Source organism: Streptococcus porci DSM 23759, from assembly GCF_000423765.1.
Lineage (GTDB): Bacteria > Bacillota > Bacilli > Lactobacillales > Streptococcaceae > Streptococcus > Streptococcus porci.
Map to the genome: position 1 here is coordinate 20,310 of NZ_AUIP01000020.1, position 17,350 is coordinate 37,659.

The 17,350-nt window shown below is 38.1% G+C and carries 14 protein-coding genes; all 14 read right to left on the bottom strand.

The features are described from left to right. Positions 1 to 8: 8 nt before the first annotated feature. A complete protein-coding gene (locus tag G576_RS0108570; RefSeq protein WP_017650060.1) occupies positions 9 to 269 on the bottom strand; it encodes a hypothetical protein in 261 nt (86 codons plus the stop codon). A 19-nt stretch (positions 270 to 288) separates the two neighbouring features. Further along, positions 289 to 2,238 (bottom strand): virulence factor, encoded by a 1,950-nt coding sequence (locus G576_RS0108575; RefSeq protein WP_027974254.1) that lies wholly within the window; start codon positions 2,236 to 2,238, stop codon positions 289 to 291. A 9-nt stretch (positions 2,239 to 2,247) separates the two neighbouring features. Continuing rightward, a complete protein-coding gene (locus G576_RS0108580; protein ID WP_027974255.1) occupies positions 2,248 to 2,892 on the bottom strand; it encodes a hypothetical protein in 645 nt (214 codons plus the stop codon). After that, a complete protein-coding gene (locus G576_RS0108585; RefSeq protein ID WP_027974256.1) occupies positions 2,892 to 3,197 on the bottom strand; it encodes a hypothetical protein in 306 nt (101 codons plus the stop codon). Before G576_RS0108585 ends, G576_RS0108580 begins: the two co-directional genes overlap by 1 nt. A 140-nt stretch (positions 3,198 to 3,337) precedes the next feature. After that, a complete protein-coding gene (locus tag G576_RS0108590) occupies positions 3,338 to 3,622 on the bottom strand; it encodes a BRCT domain-containing protein (RefSeq protein WP_027974257.1) in 285 nt (94 codons plus the stop codon). A gap of 5 nt (positions 3,623 to 3,627) precedes the next feature. After that, positions 3,628 to 5,805 carry a pLS20_p028 family conjugation system transmembrane protein gene (locus G576_RS0108595; protein ID WP_027974258.1) on the bottom strand — a complete coding sequence of 726 codons (2,178 nt, stop codon included), beginning with the start codon at positions 5,803 to 5,805 and terminating at the stop codon, positions 3,628 to 3,630. A 117-nt stretch (positions 5,806 to 5,922) separates the two neighbouring features. Further along, positions 5,923 to 6,405, bottom strand: coding sequence for a hypothetical protein (locus tag G576_RS0108600; RefSeq protein WP_027974259.1), 483 nt, complete (start codon positions 6,403 to 6,405; stop codon positions 5,923 to 5,925). Positions 6,406 to 6,563: 158 nt separating this feature from the next. Next, the gene (locus G576_RS0108605; protein ID WP_027974260.1) at positions 6,564 to 6,806 is read right to left on the bottom strand and encodes a hypothetical protein; all 243 of its coding nucleotides are present in this window, start codon (positions 6,804 to 6,806) and stop codon (positions 6,564 to 6,566) included. An 89-nt stretch (positions 6,807 to 6,895) separates the two neighbouring features. Continuing rightward, positions 6,896 to 7,693 (bottom strand): ParA family protein, encoded by a 798-nt coding sequence (locus tag G576_RS0108610; RefSeq protein ID WP_027974261.1) that lies wholly within the window; start codon positions 7,691 to 7,693, stop codon positions 6,896 to 6,898. A 270-nt stretch (positions 7,694 to 7,963) separates the two neighbouring features. Continuing rightward, entirely contained in the window at positions 7,964 to 11,113 is a 3,150-nt protein-coding gene (locus G576_RS0108615) for a VirD4-like conjugal transfer protein, CD1115 family (RefSeq protein ID WP_027974262.1), read from the bottom strand. Then, a complete protein-coding gene (locus G576_RS0108620) occupies positions 11,106 to 11,363 on the bottom strand; it encodes a hypothetical protein (RefSeq protein ID WP_027974263.1) in 258 nt (85 codons plus the stop codon). The genes G576_RS0108615 and G576_RS0108620 overlap by 8 nt, the downstream gene beginning before the upstream one ends. A 270-nt stretch (positions 11,364 to 11,633) precedes the next feature. Further along, on the bottom strand, positions 11,634 to 12,104 hold the full coding sequence (locus G576_RS0108625; RefSeq protein ID WP_027974264.1) for a single-stranded DNA-binding protein: 471 nt from the start codon (positions 12,102 to 12,104) through the stop codon (positions 11,634 to 11,636). Positions 12,105 to 12,195: 91 nt separating this feature from the next. After that, the gene (locus G576_RS13785; RefSeq protein WP_051178077.1) at positions 12,196 to 15,918 is read right to left on the bottom strand and encodes an SspB-related isopeptide-forming adhesin; all 3,723 of its coding nucleotides are present in this window, start codon (positions 15,916 to 15,918) and stop codon (positions 12,196 to 12,198) included. Between the two features lie 55 nt (positions 15,919 to 15,973). Further along, positions 15,974 to 17,350 (bottom strand): SEC10/PgrA surface exclusion domain-containing protein (locus G576_RS0108635; protein ID WP_027974265.1); only part of this gene is annotated, 1,377 nt, incomplete at its 5' end.

Genomic DNA, 17,350 nt, shown 5'->3' on the forward strand with positions numbered 1-17,350 from the left:
TCTCCCTTCTACCAAAGACCAAGAATTGTCTTTAGAATAGCGTAGAACACTAAGAAAACAATGAAACCAACACCAAGTTTCCTTAAACCTCTTAAAAATTCTTGATCACGTGCTTTCTGGGCTGCTAAGCGTTCTGGATCAGACTCACCATCCGAGGCAAAATAATCTCTAATTTCCTGACTTTTAATTTTTCGTACGGTCACATAGTTATTGATTGCTTGCTTTCGTCTTTCAATTGGTCCAAGTTTATTTGGATTTTTATTTGACATATCCGTCACCTTTCTATTTCTACTGAATACCACCATATCTCTGCACTTCTGGCGTTAATAACTGCTGGTTAAAGACCAGATTGCCTACCCCAGCAATATTCATAAATAATTGCCCTTTTACTAAGCGTGGCAATGTTTCCAGCTCTGATTGATTCATAGAGCCTACCAAGGCATTAGCAAGCAAAGGAATACTTGTTTCATCAGTTTGAGCAAAGACACGGTACTGCATCAATCCAAATATACGCTGAACAGCTGTGACATAAGGATCTTTATGACTACCTGCTCCTGATACAAATAAAATTCCTCGTAGAGAGTTAACCGATAGTACCACACCTGCAAAGTTCTCTCCCATCGAGTCAATCATATCAGCTAGTAGTTCAACGCTGCTTTCATACTTAGGATTGATCAATGTTTGAGCTTCACTGATATTAACAATATAATGCTCCATATCCATTTCTGTTAGATTAGGATTAGCTTTTAATAATTGCTTGCAGCGTTTACCATTATTGACGATATCAGCTGAAACCAGGGATAGCACTGAAAAGATTTGTGCATTAAGCAAGTGAGGGGTTCCTTTTAGGCCTGAGAAGTCAAAAGTAACAACTTGCTCAGACGAAATATCCTGGAACTCAGTTGTGCCTTCAAAGATCTCTGAGTTTGTTGTTAGCAGTTCATCAAAAGTATTATGAATACGGTTAACAGATTTAATTTCAATTTCATCTGGTTGACTTTGTGCCAATAAACTACGCTTATAGTCTTCCGCAAAGTGGATAAAATCTGTTAGGACTGGGTACTCCTCATTCACTAAATCAGTCGCTTTTAATTTCTCTGGATTCAACTTAGGATTACGTGCCCACAAACCTTCTTCAATATAAAACTCATTGAGCATCTTACCGAATGTTGTTAAATCATCCCCTGTTACTTCACTATTAAGTAGTTTCAAGATGCTCTTTAACTTCTGAATATGAAGATTATAGGATTTCTTCTTATCAATCTCTGTTCCATCTTCATTTGTTACTGTTGGGAACACTTGGAAAATATTGATACGGTTAGCTTCACCTGATAAATCAAGAATCAGACCATGCTGGTGTCTCGTCTGATCGAGAAATGTCCCATTTGCATCGAAGTTACGAATATAATTTCCTTTGGCATAAAGGCCATCTGTATGCTTCAACAGAAAAGAACGCTGCCCCATCTTAGGGTTGCCTGAAATAATCATAAAGGAACGAGTTCGACGTTGATCACGTTGCAAAAAGTTGAAATTAACGGCTCCTTTGGTTGGTGTCCATCCCATGTAAACACCTTTAGAATCTTCTAATTTGGTGTGATTGAAAAAATAACCACCGGCCAAATCATGCGCCCTAATAGGAATACCTCGTCTATGGTTGGGTAAATCAATTTGATATTGGGCTGGTATGAATGGAGCATGGTATTCAAAGTCAAGTTCACCTGAAAGGATAGTTGACTTAAAGTTAGAAGTCTTGTCTTTAATATCCTCTACTTGCTTGAAGAGAGCTTCTTTAGTTGAGGCAGAAGAATAGTTCCGAACATACATTCCTAGCATCGCAATATTCTTCTTGGTAATGTCTCTATCCAGCTGAGTTAAGTCTTTGATTTCATCTAGTTCTTGTTGGTTATCAACAATCTTACTGTTTCCAGTAATACGAGTTGATTTTTCCTCAATAGCATCTTTGATTTCTTGCTTCAGCTCTTTGTTATTTGCTCGGTAGAGAGACAAAAACGAACGTGTACCTGGAATCAGCATTAAATCTGATAACCAGAAACGATCTAAATCTTCTGAGGGGTATTCGTAATAATGAAGTGTTGTATGATAACCGTCCCCACTGATCCAGGAGCGGTCATCCTTTTTGAAATCAATGTTACCTTGTGGTTGTATGCGACTGAGAAAAGCAAGATCATAACCTTGCGCTTTTAACTGTCTTTGTCTGCGTTTTGAAAGTTCTGGCATGTTATCCTCCTATACTTTTTCGTTCATGTTATTGAATTGCTTGATAATTTGTTCTTTCTTAACCCTGGTTATTTCTTGAGGAACAAAATCATTATTTCCATAAGACTTAGCCTTACGTACTAGGTCATCTAACTCTGTTGTAGTTGGTGCAAAGAGCCACAAAATAAACTCTGTATTGTAGATTTCTTGTTGAATACTCTCTTCAACTTGAATCTCATTAATCAGTAAGGCCTCACGATCAATAAGCTGCAAATACCGACGTGAACCAGGTAGTAATTTTGCCTTTTCTTGGCGAACGAGGCTCAAATGATGACGAAGATCCATAATCTGAGTATCTGTATTAGTTGGCAAAGTTGTTGTTTCAATCTGAATATCAGTGTTAAAGTCAGTCAACCATTTCTCAAAATTATCAATCGTTCGTCGAATTTCATTATAGGAAAGTGATCCTAAATCCTTGCCTGGTATTTCCATCAGCTGAAGATATCCGTAGTCAACTAATTGAATGTAAGCTTGACGATTATCAATAATTGACTTTACATCAAGCAATTCTACACATGAATGCAGGTCAAAATATTCTTGACTGTGCTTTTTTTCCTGCTTACGCCCTAATTGTCGTTTAACTTCAGGCTGGGGTTGATTTTGTTTAATAGCCATTAACGTTTCTCTCCTCTCTGATAATTCAAACTAATGTAACGTTTCCGTCGTCTCCTGAAAAAGAGAAGCATGCTATGCCAATTTTTCTTTCCGCCATTGGCTGGTAAAACTAGATAGAGACACATAAGCGGTGTCAAAATAATAAAGGCAAGTAACTGTGGCCATTGACTCGTTGGGAACATCTTAGTTCCAACAGAAACCGCAGCAACCGCTGACCCTCCTACAAAAACAATATCAGCCATGAATAGTCCTATGATTTTTACTTTGGCATAGATGTCACGTGGAACACCGTATTTTTCATCCATTTATCTAACTCCTTTCTTGTATAGTTCCATCATAAGAGATAAAGACAATTCTTGCGTTAAGCGGACAAATGGCCTCACCTCAAACTGAAGAGTCGTTTTCATACAAAAAGTTATATTTCTTTTTACATGAAAAAGAAGCCTCAAGATTGAGACTTCTTAACCATATTGAAGAATGATTCTTCTGACAAAATTGTGATTTCTTGCCCTCCTGCTATTCTGGATATTGCAGCTTCATACTTTTTAGACCGTCTATCTGGTTCAAAAAGATCTAGTTGTTTATGACCTGCAAGAAGAATATTTGTTTGAGCAGAGACATATCCTTGAACGATTGCTCCCTTTTTCTCCAGAAAGGTAATCACATCTTGTCGGCTCATTGGTCGTAAACTTCCTGTAATCACAACAACCTTACCTGCAACCTCACACATAGAGCTTACTCTTCACTTTCATCAATTTCAGCACCTCTGATATGAGATTGTCCTTGCATACGCTGACCTGCTTGTTGCATTTGTTGGTTCATGTACTGCATTTGGTTCATTGATTGTTGGAAGTTACGTTTAGGAGTCGTTGAGCCTTCAGGCTTTTTTGGTGCATCAGGAGTAACATTTGGAAGTGGAGTATTTCCCATAGGTTGCGTAGTATCTCCAGGCGATGGAGTTGGCTCACTAATACCACCAAATGCTTCTCCTGACGGCTCTGATGGGGTCACTGTAGGATCTGTAATACCGCCACCACTTGGACCACTATCAGTATTGTCAAATGCACCTGAGTCATCTGAGAATAGGCTTTCTCCTCCGTATTGGCCAGAAGGATTTAAGGTGTAGTTTGCATTTGGATTGATTGTTGAATCAAATCCTGCACGTGGCGGAATTGCATCATTTTTCATGCCTTTATAAACAGCATCATGGGCTGCCTGTTCTTTTTGACCTAAGTTATCTGCTATACCACCTGCAAAGTCTTTCGCTTTACCGACAGCCTCTTTACCTGCAAGGTCAGCAGCACTATACATGTTACTCAAGCCACCTTTGACTGCATTCAAAGCACCTTGATCTTTAGCAGCATTGAAAGCACCTCGAATTCCACCACCAGTTGTTGCCAGACTATTTCCAAGAACTTTACTTCCTGCTACCATTGCTCCAGGAGCTTTCTTAGCCATATCAAGTCCAAAGCCTCCCATAGCCATAGCTCCGTTACCGATAGCTCCAGCACCTGTCGCAAAGGCATTACCCATCATCATCGCTCCAAGCAGTTGTTGGGCTGTATCACTATGACCAGTAGAAACGCCCAGCCAACGTTCAATCATTGATACCCCTTGCATAGCAGCAAAGAAGACACCAATATAAACAAGTGAAGCCGCAAGACATTGTTCCCACATATTAAGACCATCAAAGAAACCGCCTGATAATTTTGTAACAGCTGATACTGATAACGTTGGTAAGTCACGTAGGATTTCCAACGTCACACGCATAATCACCACTTCAAAGAAGATACCTGCAAGAGCACCTCCTATTGTTCGTAGAAGTTCTTTATACTTCTTGGAATTAGACAAGGAAGAATATCCCTGAAGCGGTGAAATCATAGCTTCAATCACAATATCAAAGCCTGATTTAACCAACTTGATCGACATAGAAATTAAGAGGACAATCAGGATAATGTATTGCATGAACATTCCTATCCAGTTGACCTTATAACGCATATAGACTGGTTCAAAGGCATTTAATTCACCTACAATACGGTGCTGTGTAATGGTTTCTACTCCATCTTGATTCGTGTTTAATTTATGTAGGAATAAACCTTTTATACCAGTGTGCTTCTTTTCCATTTGATCTAATAATCCAGAATTAGAAGCACCATAAGTTGCCCCAAAATCAATTCGTGTCGCAAAGTCAGTAGTGTCTCGCTTATCAGTGCTATCTGTAATATTATTGACTGGCGTTGAGCCCTCTTTAGGTGGCTTGATATACCCATAATCATCCAAGGGAAAAAGCTCGGTTGAAAAATCATTATCAATCAATACTTTAAGATCTACCACATTATTTTTCATTGGTTGAATCGCCAAAGATGAATAGTGTTCAGTTCCATCAGGTGCTTCACTAGATACGGTTTGAATATTCATTGCATCTTGAGCAATCACCGATGAAACGGATGTTAAAGCCAAAGGTAACACAGCCGTAACCATCGTTACTAGAAGGAAGTTAGTTATCACCCCTTTGTATTTGACTGGCTTAGTAAAGACACCAGCTATTGCAGAAACAACTAAAATCAAGCTAAATAGTGTTGTTCCTATCACCTGAAACCAGAAGAAAAATTGTCCTATAACCGTGTTGTTATCGCCTAAATATCCAAATAAACCAAAAAGCTTAAACATATTATTAAAGACATGTTCTAAACTTGCTGTAATGGAATACAGGGCTTTGGCTACTGCACCTGGTATATAAGCTAAAAAGGAAAGAAAGGCTGGAGTTGAATCAAGGTAGTTACTCCAATATTTATAAAATGAAGCCATCTTTTCTGCATTCTCGCCTGTGATATTCCCATTGGTCTTACCATTGAAATCTAGGAAGCCTGTTTCCAAGGCGTTGACCAAATCGGAATAAGTATCATATTTCACATAAGGTACCTACTTTCTTTATAAGATACCTCCATCATAAGGGATAATGAAAATTCCTGCGTTAAGCGGACAAGTCATAGGATGTATAAAAAAAGCCTCATAACGAGACTTTTTTGCTTATTTAGCTTCACCTGTGAAATTAAAATAACCATCATTAGTATATCCAGTTTCAAACTCAAATATATTGATTGATTTACCACCTTCTGTTAGAACAACACCATACAACTGATCTCCTACTTTACCCCAAATATCATCTTTATGGTATCCGACGTTAATAATAAAATAGTGTTTATCTTTTAATTCTGCCTCATGAGATGCCATTATCCCCTTCATAGATTTTGGTAATTTATCTTCAGCAACAACCTCATAATAAACTTCTTCATCTCCAGACTTCAATTTATGATTCTTCTTATCAAATTCGAGCTCTTGACCCCCTCCAGTGAAAATCAAGCTATCATATCCTGAAAGTTCTGAATACCCTGTATAACTATCTTTCAATTCTGTTTTAACAATATCTTCAGCTGATTTTTGACTACAGGCTGCTAGAAGAATAAGCGCAAGACCTAACATCAATAGACTAAACAATTTTTTCATTTTCATAACAACCTTATCCTCAATTTGCTGATTACATTATAACAAATACAGTTTACTTTGTCTAAGGGTACTAAAAAACGGAGCTTACCAAAATAAAAATAATTATTTATATAATAATTTTAATAAATATATGAATCGCTTAGTAATCCCTTTTATTTCACCTTCTAAGAATCCAATTTATAGTTTTCAATCCAGTTATCTAAAAAAGTTGAAGCCCCACTATGACCCTCAGCTGCTGCAATTAAATCTAGTTTTTCACGATTTTTTGGTTTTAAAGTGAACGTGTAAGGGTGTTTTATTTTACCTGGTGGTCTTCCTGCTCGTCTTGTTTTAGTTGATTGAGGTGGTGCTTGGATCTTTTCACCAAGCGATTTCTCAATACGTTCTCTCTTTGAAGTAAATGCCATCTTTTCTCCTTTTTATTTTGATAGCTATTTTAATCATGATTTATATAACTATTTTTATATTTATTTTAATAACTATTTTAATACATTTATCAACTCTCGTCAATAATAGAAATCATTTGCTCAAGTGTCTCTTGAATCTGTCTGAAAAAAGAGCGATGCACCTGATAAGTCGCTTTATCAGACATCATATCAATCATTGTATGATCTTTTGTAATTCTATTAAAAAGTTCTTTATGTGGGATTTGCCCTAAAATATTGACTTCACCATCAATAGCCTGTAATAATTCCTTTGATTTTTTAGTATTATGCTTAATCATATTTGGAAGAAAATAGAGCTTAGCAGTTATCAACGATTCACGACTTGGACGAACAATTTCCTGTTTACGGTAATTTTCCAAACGAATTTCTAAATTTTCTTTAGCCTCAAAAGCGAAGTCACTTGGAATAAGTGGGCTAATAATAATATGGCTGACTGCAATAGCATTTCTAGTAGCAATCCCAAAGTCTGGATGACAGTCTATAATAACATAGTCATAATTACCTAGTTTACGAACATCGTATTGATCATCTAACCAGTCATATAAAAACATATTCTGGTTTGGATTAGTTTCCAGCTGACGTTCAACTTCATCTAATCTCATAGAACCAGGTATTAAATCAATGTTAGGGGCAACAGGTAAGATATCTACATTTCCTTGTTTTGTATAGATATTTGCGATAGTTCCGCTCTCTTGGTAAATATCATAATAATGTGTTAGATTACACTGATGATCTTTATCCATAAATAAAACCTTAAATCCTCGTCTAGCCAACTCTTGACCTAGTAATAAGGCATTTGTTGTAGCACCTACACCGCCTTTAATTTTTGAAAAAGAAATAATTTTCATGTCCATGCTCCTCTTTTATTTTATATATTTATTATAATATAAATCATTATTTTTATCAATATTAAAATACATATTTTAATTGTTATTTTTGTAAATATTTTTATATTAAGTCAATATTTCATTGCTTATTTGAAATTCATCCAAGGACTTAATAGAGTAAAATTATTATCAAATAGGAGACCCTTATGAATCCATTTAAACGATTAGATAACCATTATTATTGTTCTATTTTAAAGCCCTTAGAGGTAAACTCTAAGAGCTTTTTCTAAGTTAGATTACATCATCTACAAAGAAGATATCATCATTCTCTTCTTCATCAAAAACATCTGCAATAATAGCATGTGTTAGTTCATCTGGAGAGGTGAACTGAGCTTGAGATAAAGGTTTTGGTTGCTGCTTTCTTGTAGCTAATTGAGGAGGTTCTCCGTTACTTCTCATACGATCAGTTAGTGCCGTACGCCAATCAATAATTTTATTGAAAGTGCTTTGTGCTCCTACTGCTATATCTTGAAGATCAAGCTCTCTATGCTCACTATTTACTGGAATATCAGCCAAGGTCATAGAGTGATCAAATTCATCTTGAAGGAACATATAGCGATAAGGGAAAGCTGTCTTCTCATGGAGGAAGATTGGATCGGTTGTTACCTTACGCCCTGCGTTATCTCGACCTTTAACCCCACGGAGAATAACCGCTTCTCCTTCCTGGAGTTTGGCTAATTGTGTAGGTGTTAGCAATTCTTGCTTAGGATTTTCAATAGACACGTTAGGGTTAGCTTCATCTAAAATATTGCTGGAACGTCTGCGACGTGTGATTGTCCGTGTTCCTAAATCCTTACTGAAGCGACTATTGGTCTTATCTGATGTGGATTTCACATAAATCTTAAGCGAGCAGTTATCTTGGATAGTTGCTGCAACGTTCTCTCCGTACTTATCAACCAGTTGTTCCAAGCTTTGAATCCAGAGGTAATAGAGGATGTTCTGGCCAAGACCAATAGAAATCTTAGTATCCATGTGGGGGATGGCTGGAATATTGGTAAACTCATCCAGTATATGAAGAATCCGATTGACACATTTACGACCATTAGACAGTGCCAACTCATAGTTAGCATTAAATAACTGATCAAGAAATAGAGAGACAATGCTATTGTATTCTGTTCTGTTTGGTGGTGTTACCAGGTAAATCACTTTAGGATTGTCTGAATAAATCAAGTCAATATCATCTTCCTGAAGAAGATTATCTTCTTGATTATTCAGAACTGTAACCTTGATGTGATCCAGTACAGGTTTCCTCGTGTACTCATCAAGCTTGATGATTTTTCCACGTTTCTGATAAACTTTTTCAGCTGAGAATTGGAAGGTCTTGTTACGAATAGTTGAATCCCCATTGTTTTCGTGATTAAAGTCAATGGTTATCAGGAACTGATCAGGTAGTTTAGGTTCAATCACATAGGTGAGATAGCCTTCGCCATCGATTAGAGCTGTTGCTTCTTTCACGTGGGTAACTTGTCTAGTTGTTTTACCCCAAGCCGATTGACTGGTAATTGTTACCTTAGCAGTCTTATGAGCGTATTCGTTACGCATAGCTACATTAGAACTTGAGCGAAACTTAACCGATAAGCGACGTGGGAAACCAACTGATTCTAGGTCAATAGAATTTTTAGACGTGAGTTTAGCAATGTTATCTTGCAAGAACAGATTAATACCAGACATCATGCTAGAGAAAACATTTCCTTTTGTTTCCTCTGAGGCAAAGTCAGATGATCTGAAGTTTAGATCAGCCATATCTCTAAATTTAGAGAATTTCTCTTGGTTAATCTTACGCAGATTGTCGAAGTAAACCGTTATTTTGGATTTCTTCTTAACCTGCTGATCACGGTCTGGATTTTCAACAATATCTCCATAATCATTGACAAAGACTTCTTCAGACCCTAAATCAGTCAGAAATTTTGCGATATTACGAACCGTAACTGTATCCCAGGCATCTTTTTCACCATTTTTAAAGGTTTCATTTGCTCGGTCAATAAGTGCCATGGCAATCGCATTAAAGAGGGAGATCGAGGTATCTTCCCAATATTTGGCATTCCCATTTCCCATACCTGGTTTTGTTTTACGATAAATCGCTTCAGCAACTGCATTAACACGTGTCTGTGTCTTTTCATAGTAACCCTTTTTTGCTGCATCAATTGCAAGTGCTAGAGGGTTATAGGACATGGACCAGTCCATATTCTGAAAAGAGAGGACATTAACGTCATATCCACGTCGTCTCATGGTCTTATAAGATGATTGGTAGTGTTCGCCTTTCGGATCGGCTATAACCATTGATGGTTGAATTTCCGCACGGCTATTCACATCCATCGTCGTAGTGATATGTCCTTCACCTTTCCCCGAACGAGTCATACCAATACCAAGCATATTGGTAGTGCTATCATCGATGTAATAATCACCTGAAGCCTTCGCGTAAATCCCTAAAATTCTTTCAGCATTCGTCATATAACGACTAAAAGTACGATTTTGCCACAGCATCTGAGAGCCTAAAGTTAGACCTGTAAGATTATTTCTAGTCTCATGCAGAACAGGTATACCACCTTCACCTGGATAAGTTTCAGTCTTGTTAGGAACCTTCTTATACTGTTGGTGAATTTCTTTGACTGTTGCAAAGCGATCATCACCTTCTTCATTGTGGTTATAGTCTCGATATTGCTCAAAGTTTACCCAAGCTGATCGCCAAGCTATCACCAAACCAACCAGAAAGACAGGCACTGCCAGAATTGGAGCAATCACAAATACCTTAGCATTGAATAGGTTTTGGATTAGCAAGCTATCGATGTTAAAGGTAACAATCTGACTATTATCTTTCAAGGTCACTACTGAGAAATAAAGGAAGCGGATAGCCGCCCTTAAAACAGTTACCAGATAGTTCGTCAGGATCAAAGCAATAAAACTAAAGCCTAATCCCATAAATACAAAGCTACGATAGTTTTTAAAGTAGAGCAAGGGTTTCATTTCCTTGTCAAACCGTTTCCTGTCCTGCTTAATAAACGGTAGCATGTAAACCAAACGAAAAATAAGATTTCCAAACAGTAGGAATACGAAAGAAGGGACCACTGTGGCAAGTCGCTTGACTAACGACCAAACCATCTCCCCTTTACCCTTTCCAGATGATTTCCAGTCAATATCCTGACGATGCCTCCAAAGGTTCAGAAGTTCTTCTTTTTTATGATGAATACGCTTCTTAATGTTATCCCTATCTTTGATCCATCCTTTAATCAGCTGAAAAAAGGTCATCAGCGGTTGATGTACTAGCTTATATCCTTGGTAACAAAGATAAGCCAAAAAACCAATCAATAATAAAGCATTAAGTCGGTTCACCTTTGCTAGTTGGACCAAAGTATAAAAAATAGCTTCTAACCAACTAAACATGCTGCTTACCTCGAATTTCTTCTAAAAATCGCTTGATTTTCTCACCATAGAAAGTAGAAAAAAGAAAAATCTTAAATTTCTGTTGAGGTGAAGCAAGTTGGTAGCGTTCCAGGTAAGAACTAACACCATCTTCAATTCCCAGATGAATTGTACATAGGTGGCAGCTTCTTCCTTGCTTCAGATAATTTTCTATCTGAAGGGAATCTGCCATTAAGTCATCAGATTGATAATCCGTTTGTTGTGTTATCATAAGCAAAATTATCCCTTCTAGTTTTTAATACACTCCTAGAATAAGGGATAATGAAAATTCCTGCGTTAAGCGGACAAATCTAAACAGTAGACAAAAAGTTATATAACTTTTTATAGCTCATTTTAAGAAGTTTTCATGGACGATTACCTATAAAATCACCTGAAAATGACTCAGAATTGCCTTCTCAGCACGTGTTATGCTATACTAATAAATGCTAATTGCTCTAACCAAAAATAGCACGTGACTTAAAAATCGCGTGCTATTTTTGTATTAAAATGGTTCATCAGCTTCCATTGGAGTTGGATAAGAGTTACTCGGTGATTGTGTACCCTTAAGTAGATCAGCCTGTTGATTGTTTGTTTGAGCTCCTAGAACATTTAATTGTTGCTGCCTACGTCTGTTAGAAGCCTCCTTACCTTCTAAGAAAGTAATACCATCATGTTGACTTGGTACAATATATTGATAATTGCGACGTTGCCCTTGATCAGTCGTATAAGCGCGTTGAATGATTTCACCTTTTACTAAAATCGGTGAACCTATTGATAAGCTTTGTGCCATAATTTCAGCCTGTTTGCCATAGACTTGAACGTGAAAAAAACTTGTCAATGGTTTCCCATCGTTCCCCTGTAAACTGGAATCACAAGCAAAGTCAAACTTAAAACTGATATTCCCATTGGCTGTTCTACTGACGGCATTAGTTGGAATATCTGATACACGTCCTTTGGAAATAAATACTTGCATGATATTAACCTCCTTGATAACAAAAGGCCACAAGTGCCTTATCCTATTCTTCTTGTGGCCGGATTTTTTACTTGTCTTTTAGCTATCTGATTTAATTTTCCTTACGTTTGCGAATGCCTACAAAGCCAAGACCTGATAGGATACCCCCTCCCAGAATACTTAGGAGCGAGCTAGCTTCGCCTGTTGAAGGTAGTACAGAAGCTGGCACTGAAGGAGTTGGTGGGGTTTGTGGATCTGCAGGTTTGACTGGTTTTGGTGTCGTTGTCGTTACTTTATTTGACAGGACACCATAGTCATTGATAATCAAATCGTAACTATTGACAACTTCGCCATCCTTGATACGCACAGCTGATACAAAGCCATCTGCTCCAAAGGCAACGTCACGTGTAATTTGTGCTAAGAAATCAGCTTTAAAGCGTGACTCAAGTCGTCCAGTTTCTGCATTATAAACTGTTTCTACGTATTTGCTAAGGTCATCACCTGATTTAATTTCAGTACCATCAGAAAGAGTAAAGTCAATTTTTGCCTTGAAAGCAACGTCTTTAAATTCATCATGCGTATGTTGCAACATATCCACAAACACATAGCTATTGATATCATAACCACGGCCTGCCGGTACAACCCAGCCTTCGAGTTTATAAGTGACCTTATCACCAAGTTTTACTAAGCCACCATCAATAGATTTACCATCTTCATCCAGTACATCTTTATGAATAGAGATGAGTGGAAGCGTGTTTTTAACCACATTACCATAATAACCATTTCCGAAATCAACTTGGAAAGTTTGGTTCGTGATATCACCTTCCGTAAAGCTTTCCTTAATTTTGAATGACAAGTTATAGGTAATATCCAAGCCCTTCTGCACATAAGCTTCGTAGAAGGCTTGAGGGTCTTTTGCCACCCAGAGATAAAACTCACCAACTGGCGAGATACCAGACGTTTTCACAAGCTCTTGTAGGGTTTCTGAAAGGCTATCTTGTGATAACACATGGTACCTAGTCAGAAGTTTTGTCACGTCATCACCATTAGCAGCTGTAATCGAATTAACCACAAGTGATTTACCATCAATAGCTGCATCCAGATAATCATCCGCATACATAAAGCCTTTTGCGATAGAAGATTGAGAAGCACTCATACCTTTGTACTGGTCAAAATCTTGTTTAGCCACATAGTTTAAAACCGTATTTGGTAAAACAGATTTACCATCAATGGATTTACCAGAGGCATCAATGACATCTTTTTCTGGCTGAATGAGGTTATCATTCGGTGTTGGATTATCACCTTTTGGTGTTTTACGTGGTGTTTTAGGATCGTTACCTGGAGTGTAAATCACAGGTGTATTTGAAACAACCTTATACTCACCACTTGGAGTTGTAATCACGGATTCAAAAGTATTTTTGTAAGTTCCGCCATCATTAATTGGTGTCCCTGCCAAATAAGCTACTGGCACAGCTACATCTTGATCACGATTTGCATTCAACATAGCTAAGGTGGCTTCCGTTGCTTGTAGGCCAACCTTACCAGATTCATCATAGACCATCATCCAAGCTGTATTTTTACTTGCTGTTGCTTCACGATCAAGGACAAATCCTGATGGCAGCGGATCATTCATCACATAGCTTGTCACTACTTGTCGACCTGCTTTGAGAGCTGAGTTAGTTAATGTCCATGTCTGAGTAGAGCCTTTAGGTACAAGCGTGCCATTTGTATTTTCACCATCTGCATTAACCACCGCTTTAACATTAGCTGGAGATTGTTTAACAAACAATGGATGTACAGACACCGTGATATCTTTGACATTAGGCACGTCCACATGTGGTTTATACACAGGAGTTACTGGTACGTAGTCTTCTGGCGTAAAGTTTTCAAGTTCCGGACGGTTTGGGAGTTCTGATGGAACTGGAGGCTTTTCAGTGAATGGAGTTGGTACAAATGTCACTTCTTTCGGCTCAACTGGCACTGAAGGAGTTGGTTGTAATTTTTCAGGAGTTACTTTGATTGGTTTTGGAAGAGTAGGAAGTGATGGACTTGCAACCTTAGACGAAATAGCTAACCATTGCCCATGTGCCCAATCTACATTTGTTGTCGCAAGATTTGTTGAAGTAAACGAAATAATATTTCCACTCAATTTCTTGGCAATCGCTGAACCATAATAGAACAGAGGATTGTCAGCTTGATCCCACTCTGCATTATTATAATCACTACCTTGTGATTTATAATCATTGTTGACTTTTGAATAAATACCATCTCCATTTTCTGTGATAGTCGAACCATTAATTGGAACAAATTCAAAATTGTAATCTTTAATAGCTTCCTGACTTACATGCTCACCATTGTCACGAGAAACTGAACCATCTCCATTGACCTGTGAATTGAGACTAGAAAGTGCAATATAGGCAGGAGCACCTTTTGAAAATTCAATATAATTACCCGATTCATCCTTAAACTGGATATCAACCCCCAAATCCGAGCTGTCTTTACCGTAATTATAAATAATGACACCATTTGTAGGATCTTTAGCTACAAATACTAATTGAGGACTATTACTCTTATTAGTGTAGGTGTACTCGACAGTATCAATTTTCACATCACCATAATAAGAATTTTGAAGATTGGTATAAACTGCTTTCACATTTTCAGCTGGATTAAGTACAACCGGCTTAGACGAAATGGTATCCGAATGAACCCAGTCAGAATACCCTGAAACGACAGTGTTAGTGGTACTAGTCACCATGCGCTTAACTTTATCATTAATAGATTCACCTGACGATTCAGGAGAACCACCCCATTTTTCCGTGGAATAACTGAACTTACCCGAAAGATTAACTTCAGCTTGAGGTTCGTTTTCAAATACCAACGATTTTATAATAACTTCTGTTGCATAGCCATCTGTATTCAAAAGCTTTTGCATTTCTGCCAATTTCTTTTGATATTCTGCTTGTAACTGAGCATTTTTTTCGTCAGCAACTTTTTGAGCCGCTGCATTTTTTTCGTCAATGATTTTGTTTGCTTCTAAAACTGCTTTATATTCAGCAAGTAATTTCTCATACTCCGCTTGTAATTTCGCATTCTCAGCATCCACAGCCTCTTGACCTGCTTTGTTCGCAGCTTCATTGGCAGCCTTACGAGCTTCATAACCTTGCATAGCCTTTTCATCAGTCGCAACAATGGCTTTTTTATTCTCTTCCCAAGTGGCAAGAGCTTTAGCATTGCGATCTTTGACAGCTTGCTCATTGAGTTGGTTGCGTTGGTCAACTGCTGCTTGTCCAGCCTTATTAACTTCAGCAACTCGTTTTTCTTCCGCTTCATTGTCAGCGTCAATTTGTTTGTTAGTCGCTTCTGCTTTGGCAATAGCTTCAGTATTCGCTACTTTTTCAGCTTCCGCATTTTCAACGGCCACTACTTGTTTAGCAGCGTCAGCTTGTGCTTCAGCTAGGGTATCATAAGTTACCGAAGATGTTTCTGTGACTGTAACACCAGCCTCTTTTGCGTCAGAAACAGCCTGACTCACTTCTGGCGTTTCAACTGGTGTTACAATCGCACCAGTATTTGTTCCTGATTGAGTTTGAGCGTCAAGGTTAGCTTGCGAGGGCGCTGACTGGGCTGTTTCAAGGTTGGTTGCTGGGTTAGCTGTCGTAACAACTGCCACTTCTGGAGTGACGGTGGTCGTCGTTTCATCAGCTGAAACAGCTGTGGTTCCTAACCCTACGGCAAGAACCGCTGCCGAAGCTAGTGCGACTTTCCCAAGACGGGCTGAATGAGTACCCGTTTTAAATTTACGGATAGAGAAAATTTCTTTTGCATCAAAATTCATAAATGATACCTTTTTTCCTTTCTTTTTCTAGTTTTACGACATTGCGGTCATAATTTTAGCGTAATTGCTTTTTAGACTTCATAGCTAAGCCAAATGTTGACATAAGAGCTAATAGAAGACCAAGCAAGCCAAGAGCAGATTCAGAATCTCCTGTATTTGGTAAGTTCACTTTTGCTTGGCTAACATGCTTATCTGTGGACTTAGTAACAGGCGATACTTGACTAGCCAACACCACATAACCTATTACTTTACCTGTACTGTCGGTAACAGCTATAGGTGTTTGGCCAGATTTAATCACTGCTTCACGCTCTCTAGCAAGCTGTTCTTGACGTTTAGCCTCTTGCAACTCTTGATAAGCTTTTAATACTACCTGATAATGATTGATAGTTTCTTGCTCACTCACTTTTAGTTCCTCTAAGCGAGTGATAGCCGTTGCCAAAACAGATTTTTTATCCTCCAGATGTGCAACTGCTAGTTTCAAATTGACTTGTGCTTTCTTGAGATTTGTTGGAGCATCTAGGAGAGCTTTCAGGTCATTATTAGCTTCAGCCAATTTTTCCTTCAACTCTGATAGAATATTTTCAGCCTTCTTAACCTTGAGTGTCGCTTCAGCCTTAGCCATCTTAGCTTGTTCCAAGACTTTCTCATCAGCACTTTGTATCTGTTGGAGAGCTTTCAACTCAGCTTCTTTCGTTTCCAAAAAAGCTTTTGCCGCTTCAACATTAGCTTGCTTTTGTTTAACATCCGCTTCAAGGTTTTTTAGTGCTTCCTGTGCTTTTTGATGTGCCTCATTTGAGGCCTTTACTTTTTCTTCAGCTAGTGTTACTGCTTGTTCAGCTAAAGGCGTTTGGACTGGAATAGCTATTGCTTTTTCCAAGGATTCTTGAGCAATTTTAGCGTTAGCTTCAGCTGTATTCTTATCTGCTTGTTTGAGCGCTAGAGTTTCTTGAGCCTTTTCATTAGCCTCCTTTGCTTTAATCAGTGCTTCCTGTGCTTTTTGATAAGTCGCTTGAAGTTTTTCAGTTGTTCTGTCGTTAGCAATCGCTGTTTTATCAAAAGTTGATTCTGAAACCAAGTCCTCATCTCCTACCAGTAGAAAATGTACAGAATTTGCATCAGAACGAGATGATAGATCAATCCCCAAGTAACGTGTGTCATTAGTTAGACCAGAAATTGATTCAGCATGTAAATACTCATAACCATTAAACATGAAACTAATAAGGCTCTGATAGATTTTACGTTTAGCATTTGCAAGCGTTACTGTAGCGCTTGGATTGCTAAAGGTGTTCATATTTTCATAACTTTGGAATCCCTGAGCCTCATCTTCAGCTGAAGTTGTTTTGAGTCCAACTTCTTTAGCTGCAGCATTAACCGCCTTGGCATCATGTCCGATTGTACGTGTCTGAGCAAAAGACCAGTTGTCAGCAACATA

What these genes read in the sequence shown, in the direction of transcription:
- G576_RS0108570 (WP_017650060.1), bottom strand. Translation starts at nt 269, where the DNA reads ATGTCAAATAAAAATCCAAATAAACTTGGACCAATTGAAAGACGAAAG.
- G576_RS0108575 (WP_027974254.1), bottom strand. Translation starts at nt 2,238, where the DNA reads ATGCCAGAACTTTCAAAACGCAGACAAAGACAGTTAAAAGCGCAAGGT.
- G576_RS0108580 (WP_027974255.1), bottom strand. Translation starts at nt 2,892, where the DNA reads ATGGCTATTAAACAAAATCAACCCCAGCCTGAAGTTAAACGACAATTA.
- G576_RS0108585 (WP_027974256.1), bottom strand. Translation starts at nt 3,197, where the DNA reads ATGGATGAAAAATACGGTGTTCCACGTGACATCTATGCCAAAGTAAAA.
- G576_RS0108590 (WP_027974257.1), bottom strand. Translation starts at nt 3,622, where the DNA reads ATGTGTGAGGTTGCAGGTAAGGTTGTTGTGATTACAGGAAGTTTACGA.
- G576_RS0108600 (WP_027974259.1), bottom strand. Translation starts at nt 6,405, where the DNA reads ATGAAAATGAAAAAATTGTTTAGTCTATTGATGTTAGGTCTTGCGCTT.
- G576_RS0108605 (WP_027974260.1), bottom strand. Translation starts at nt 6,806, where the DNA reads ATGGCATTTACTTCAAAGAGAGAACGTATTGAGAAATCGCTTGGTGAA.
- G576_RS0108610 (WP_027974261.1), bottom strand. Translation starts at nt 7,693, where the DNA reads ATGAAAATTATTTCTTTTTCAAAAATTAAAGGCGGTGTAGGTGCTACA.
- G576_RS0108615 (WP_027974262.1), bottom strand. Translation starts at nt 11,113, where the DNA reads ATGTTTAGTTGGTTAGAAGCTATTTTTTATACTTTGGTCCAACTAGCA.
- G576_RS0108620 (WP_027974263.1), bottom strand. Translation starts at nt 11,363, where the DNA reads ATGATAACACAACAAACGGATTATCAATCTGATGACTTAATGGCAGAT.
- G576_RS0108625 (WP_027974264.1), bottom strand. Translation starts at nt 12,104, where the DNA reads ATGCAAGTATTTATTTCCAAAGGACGTGTATCAGATATTCCAACTAAT.
- G576_RS13785 (WP_051178077.1), bottom strand. Translation starts at nt 15,918, where the DNA reads ATGAATTTTGATGCAAAAGAAATTTTCTCTATCCGTAAATTTAAAACG.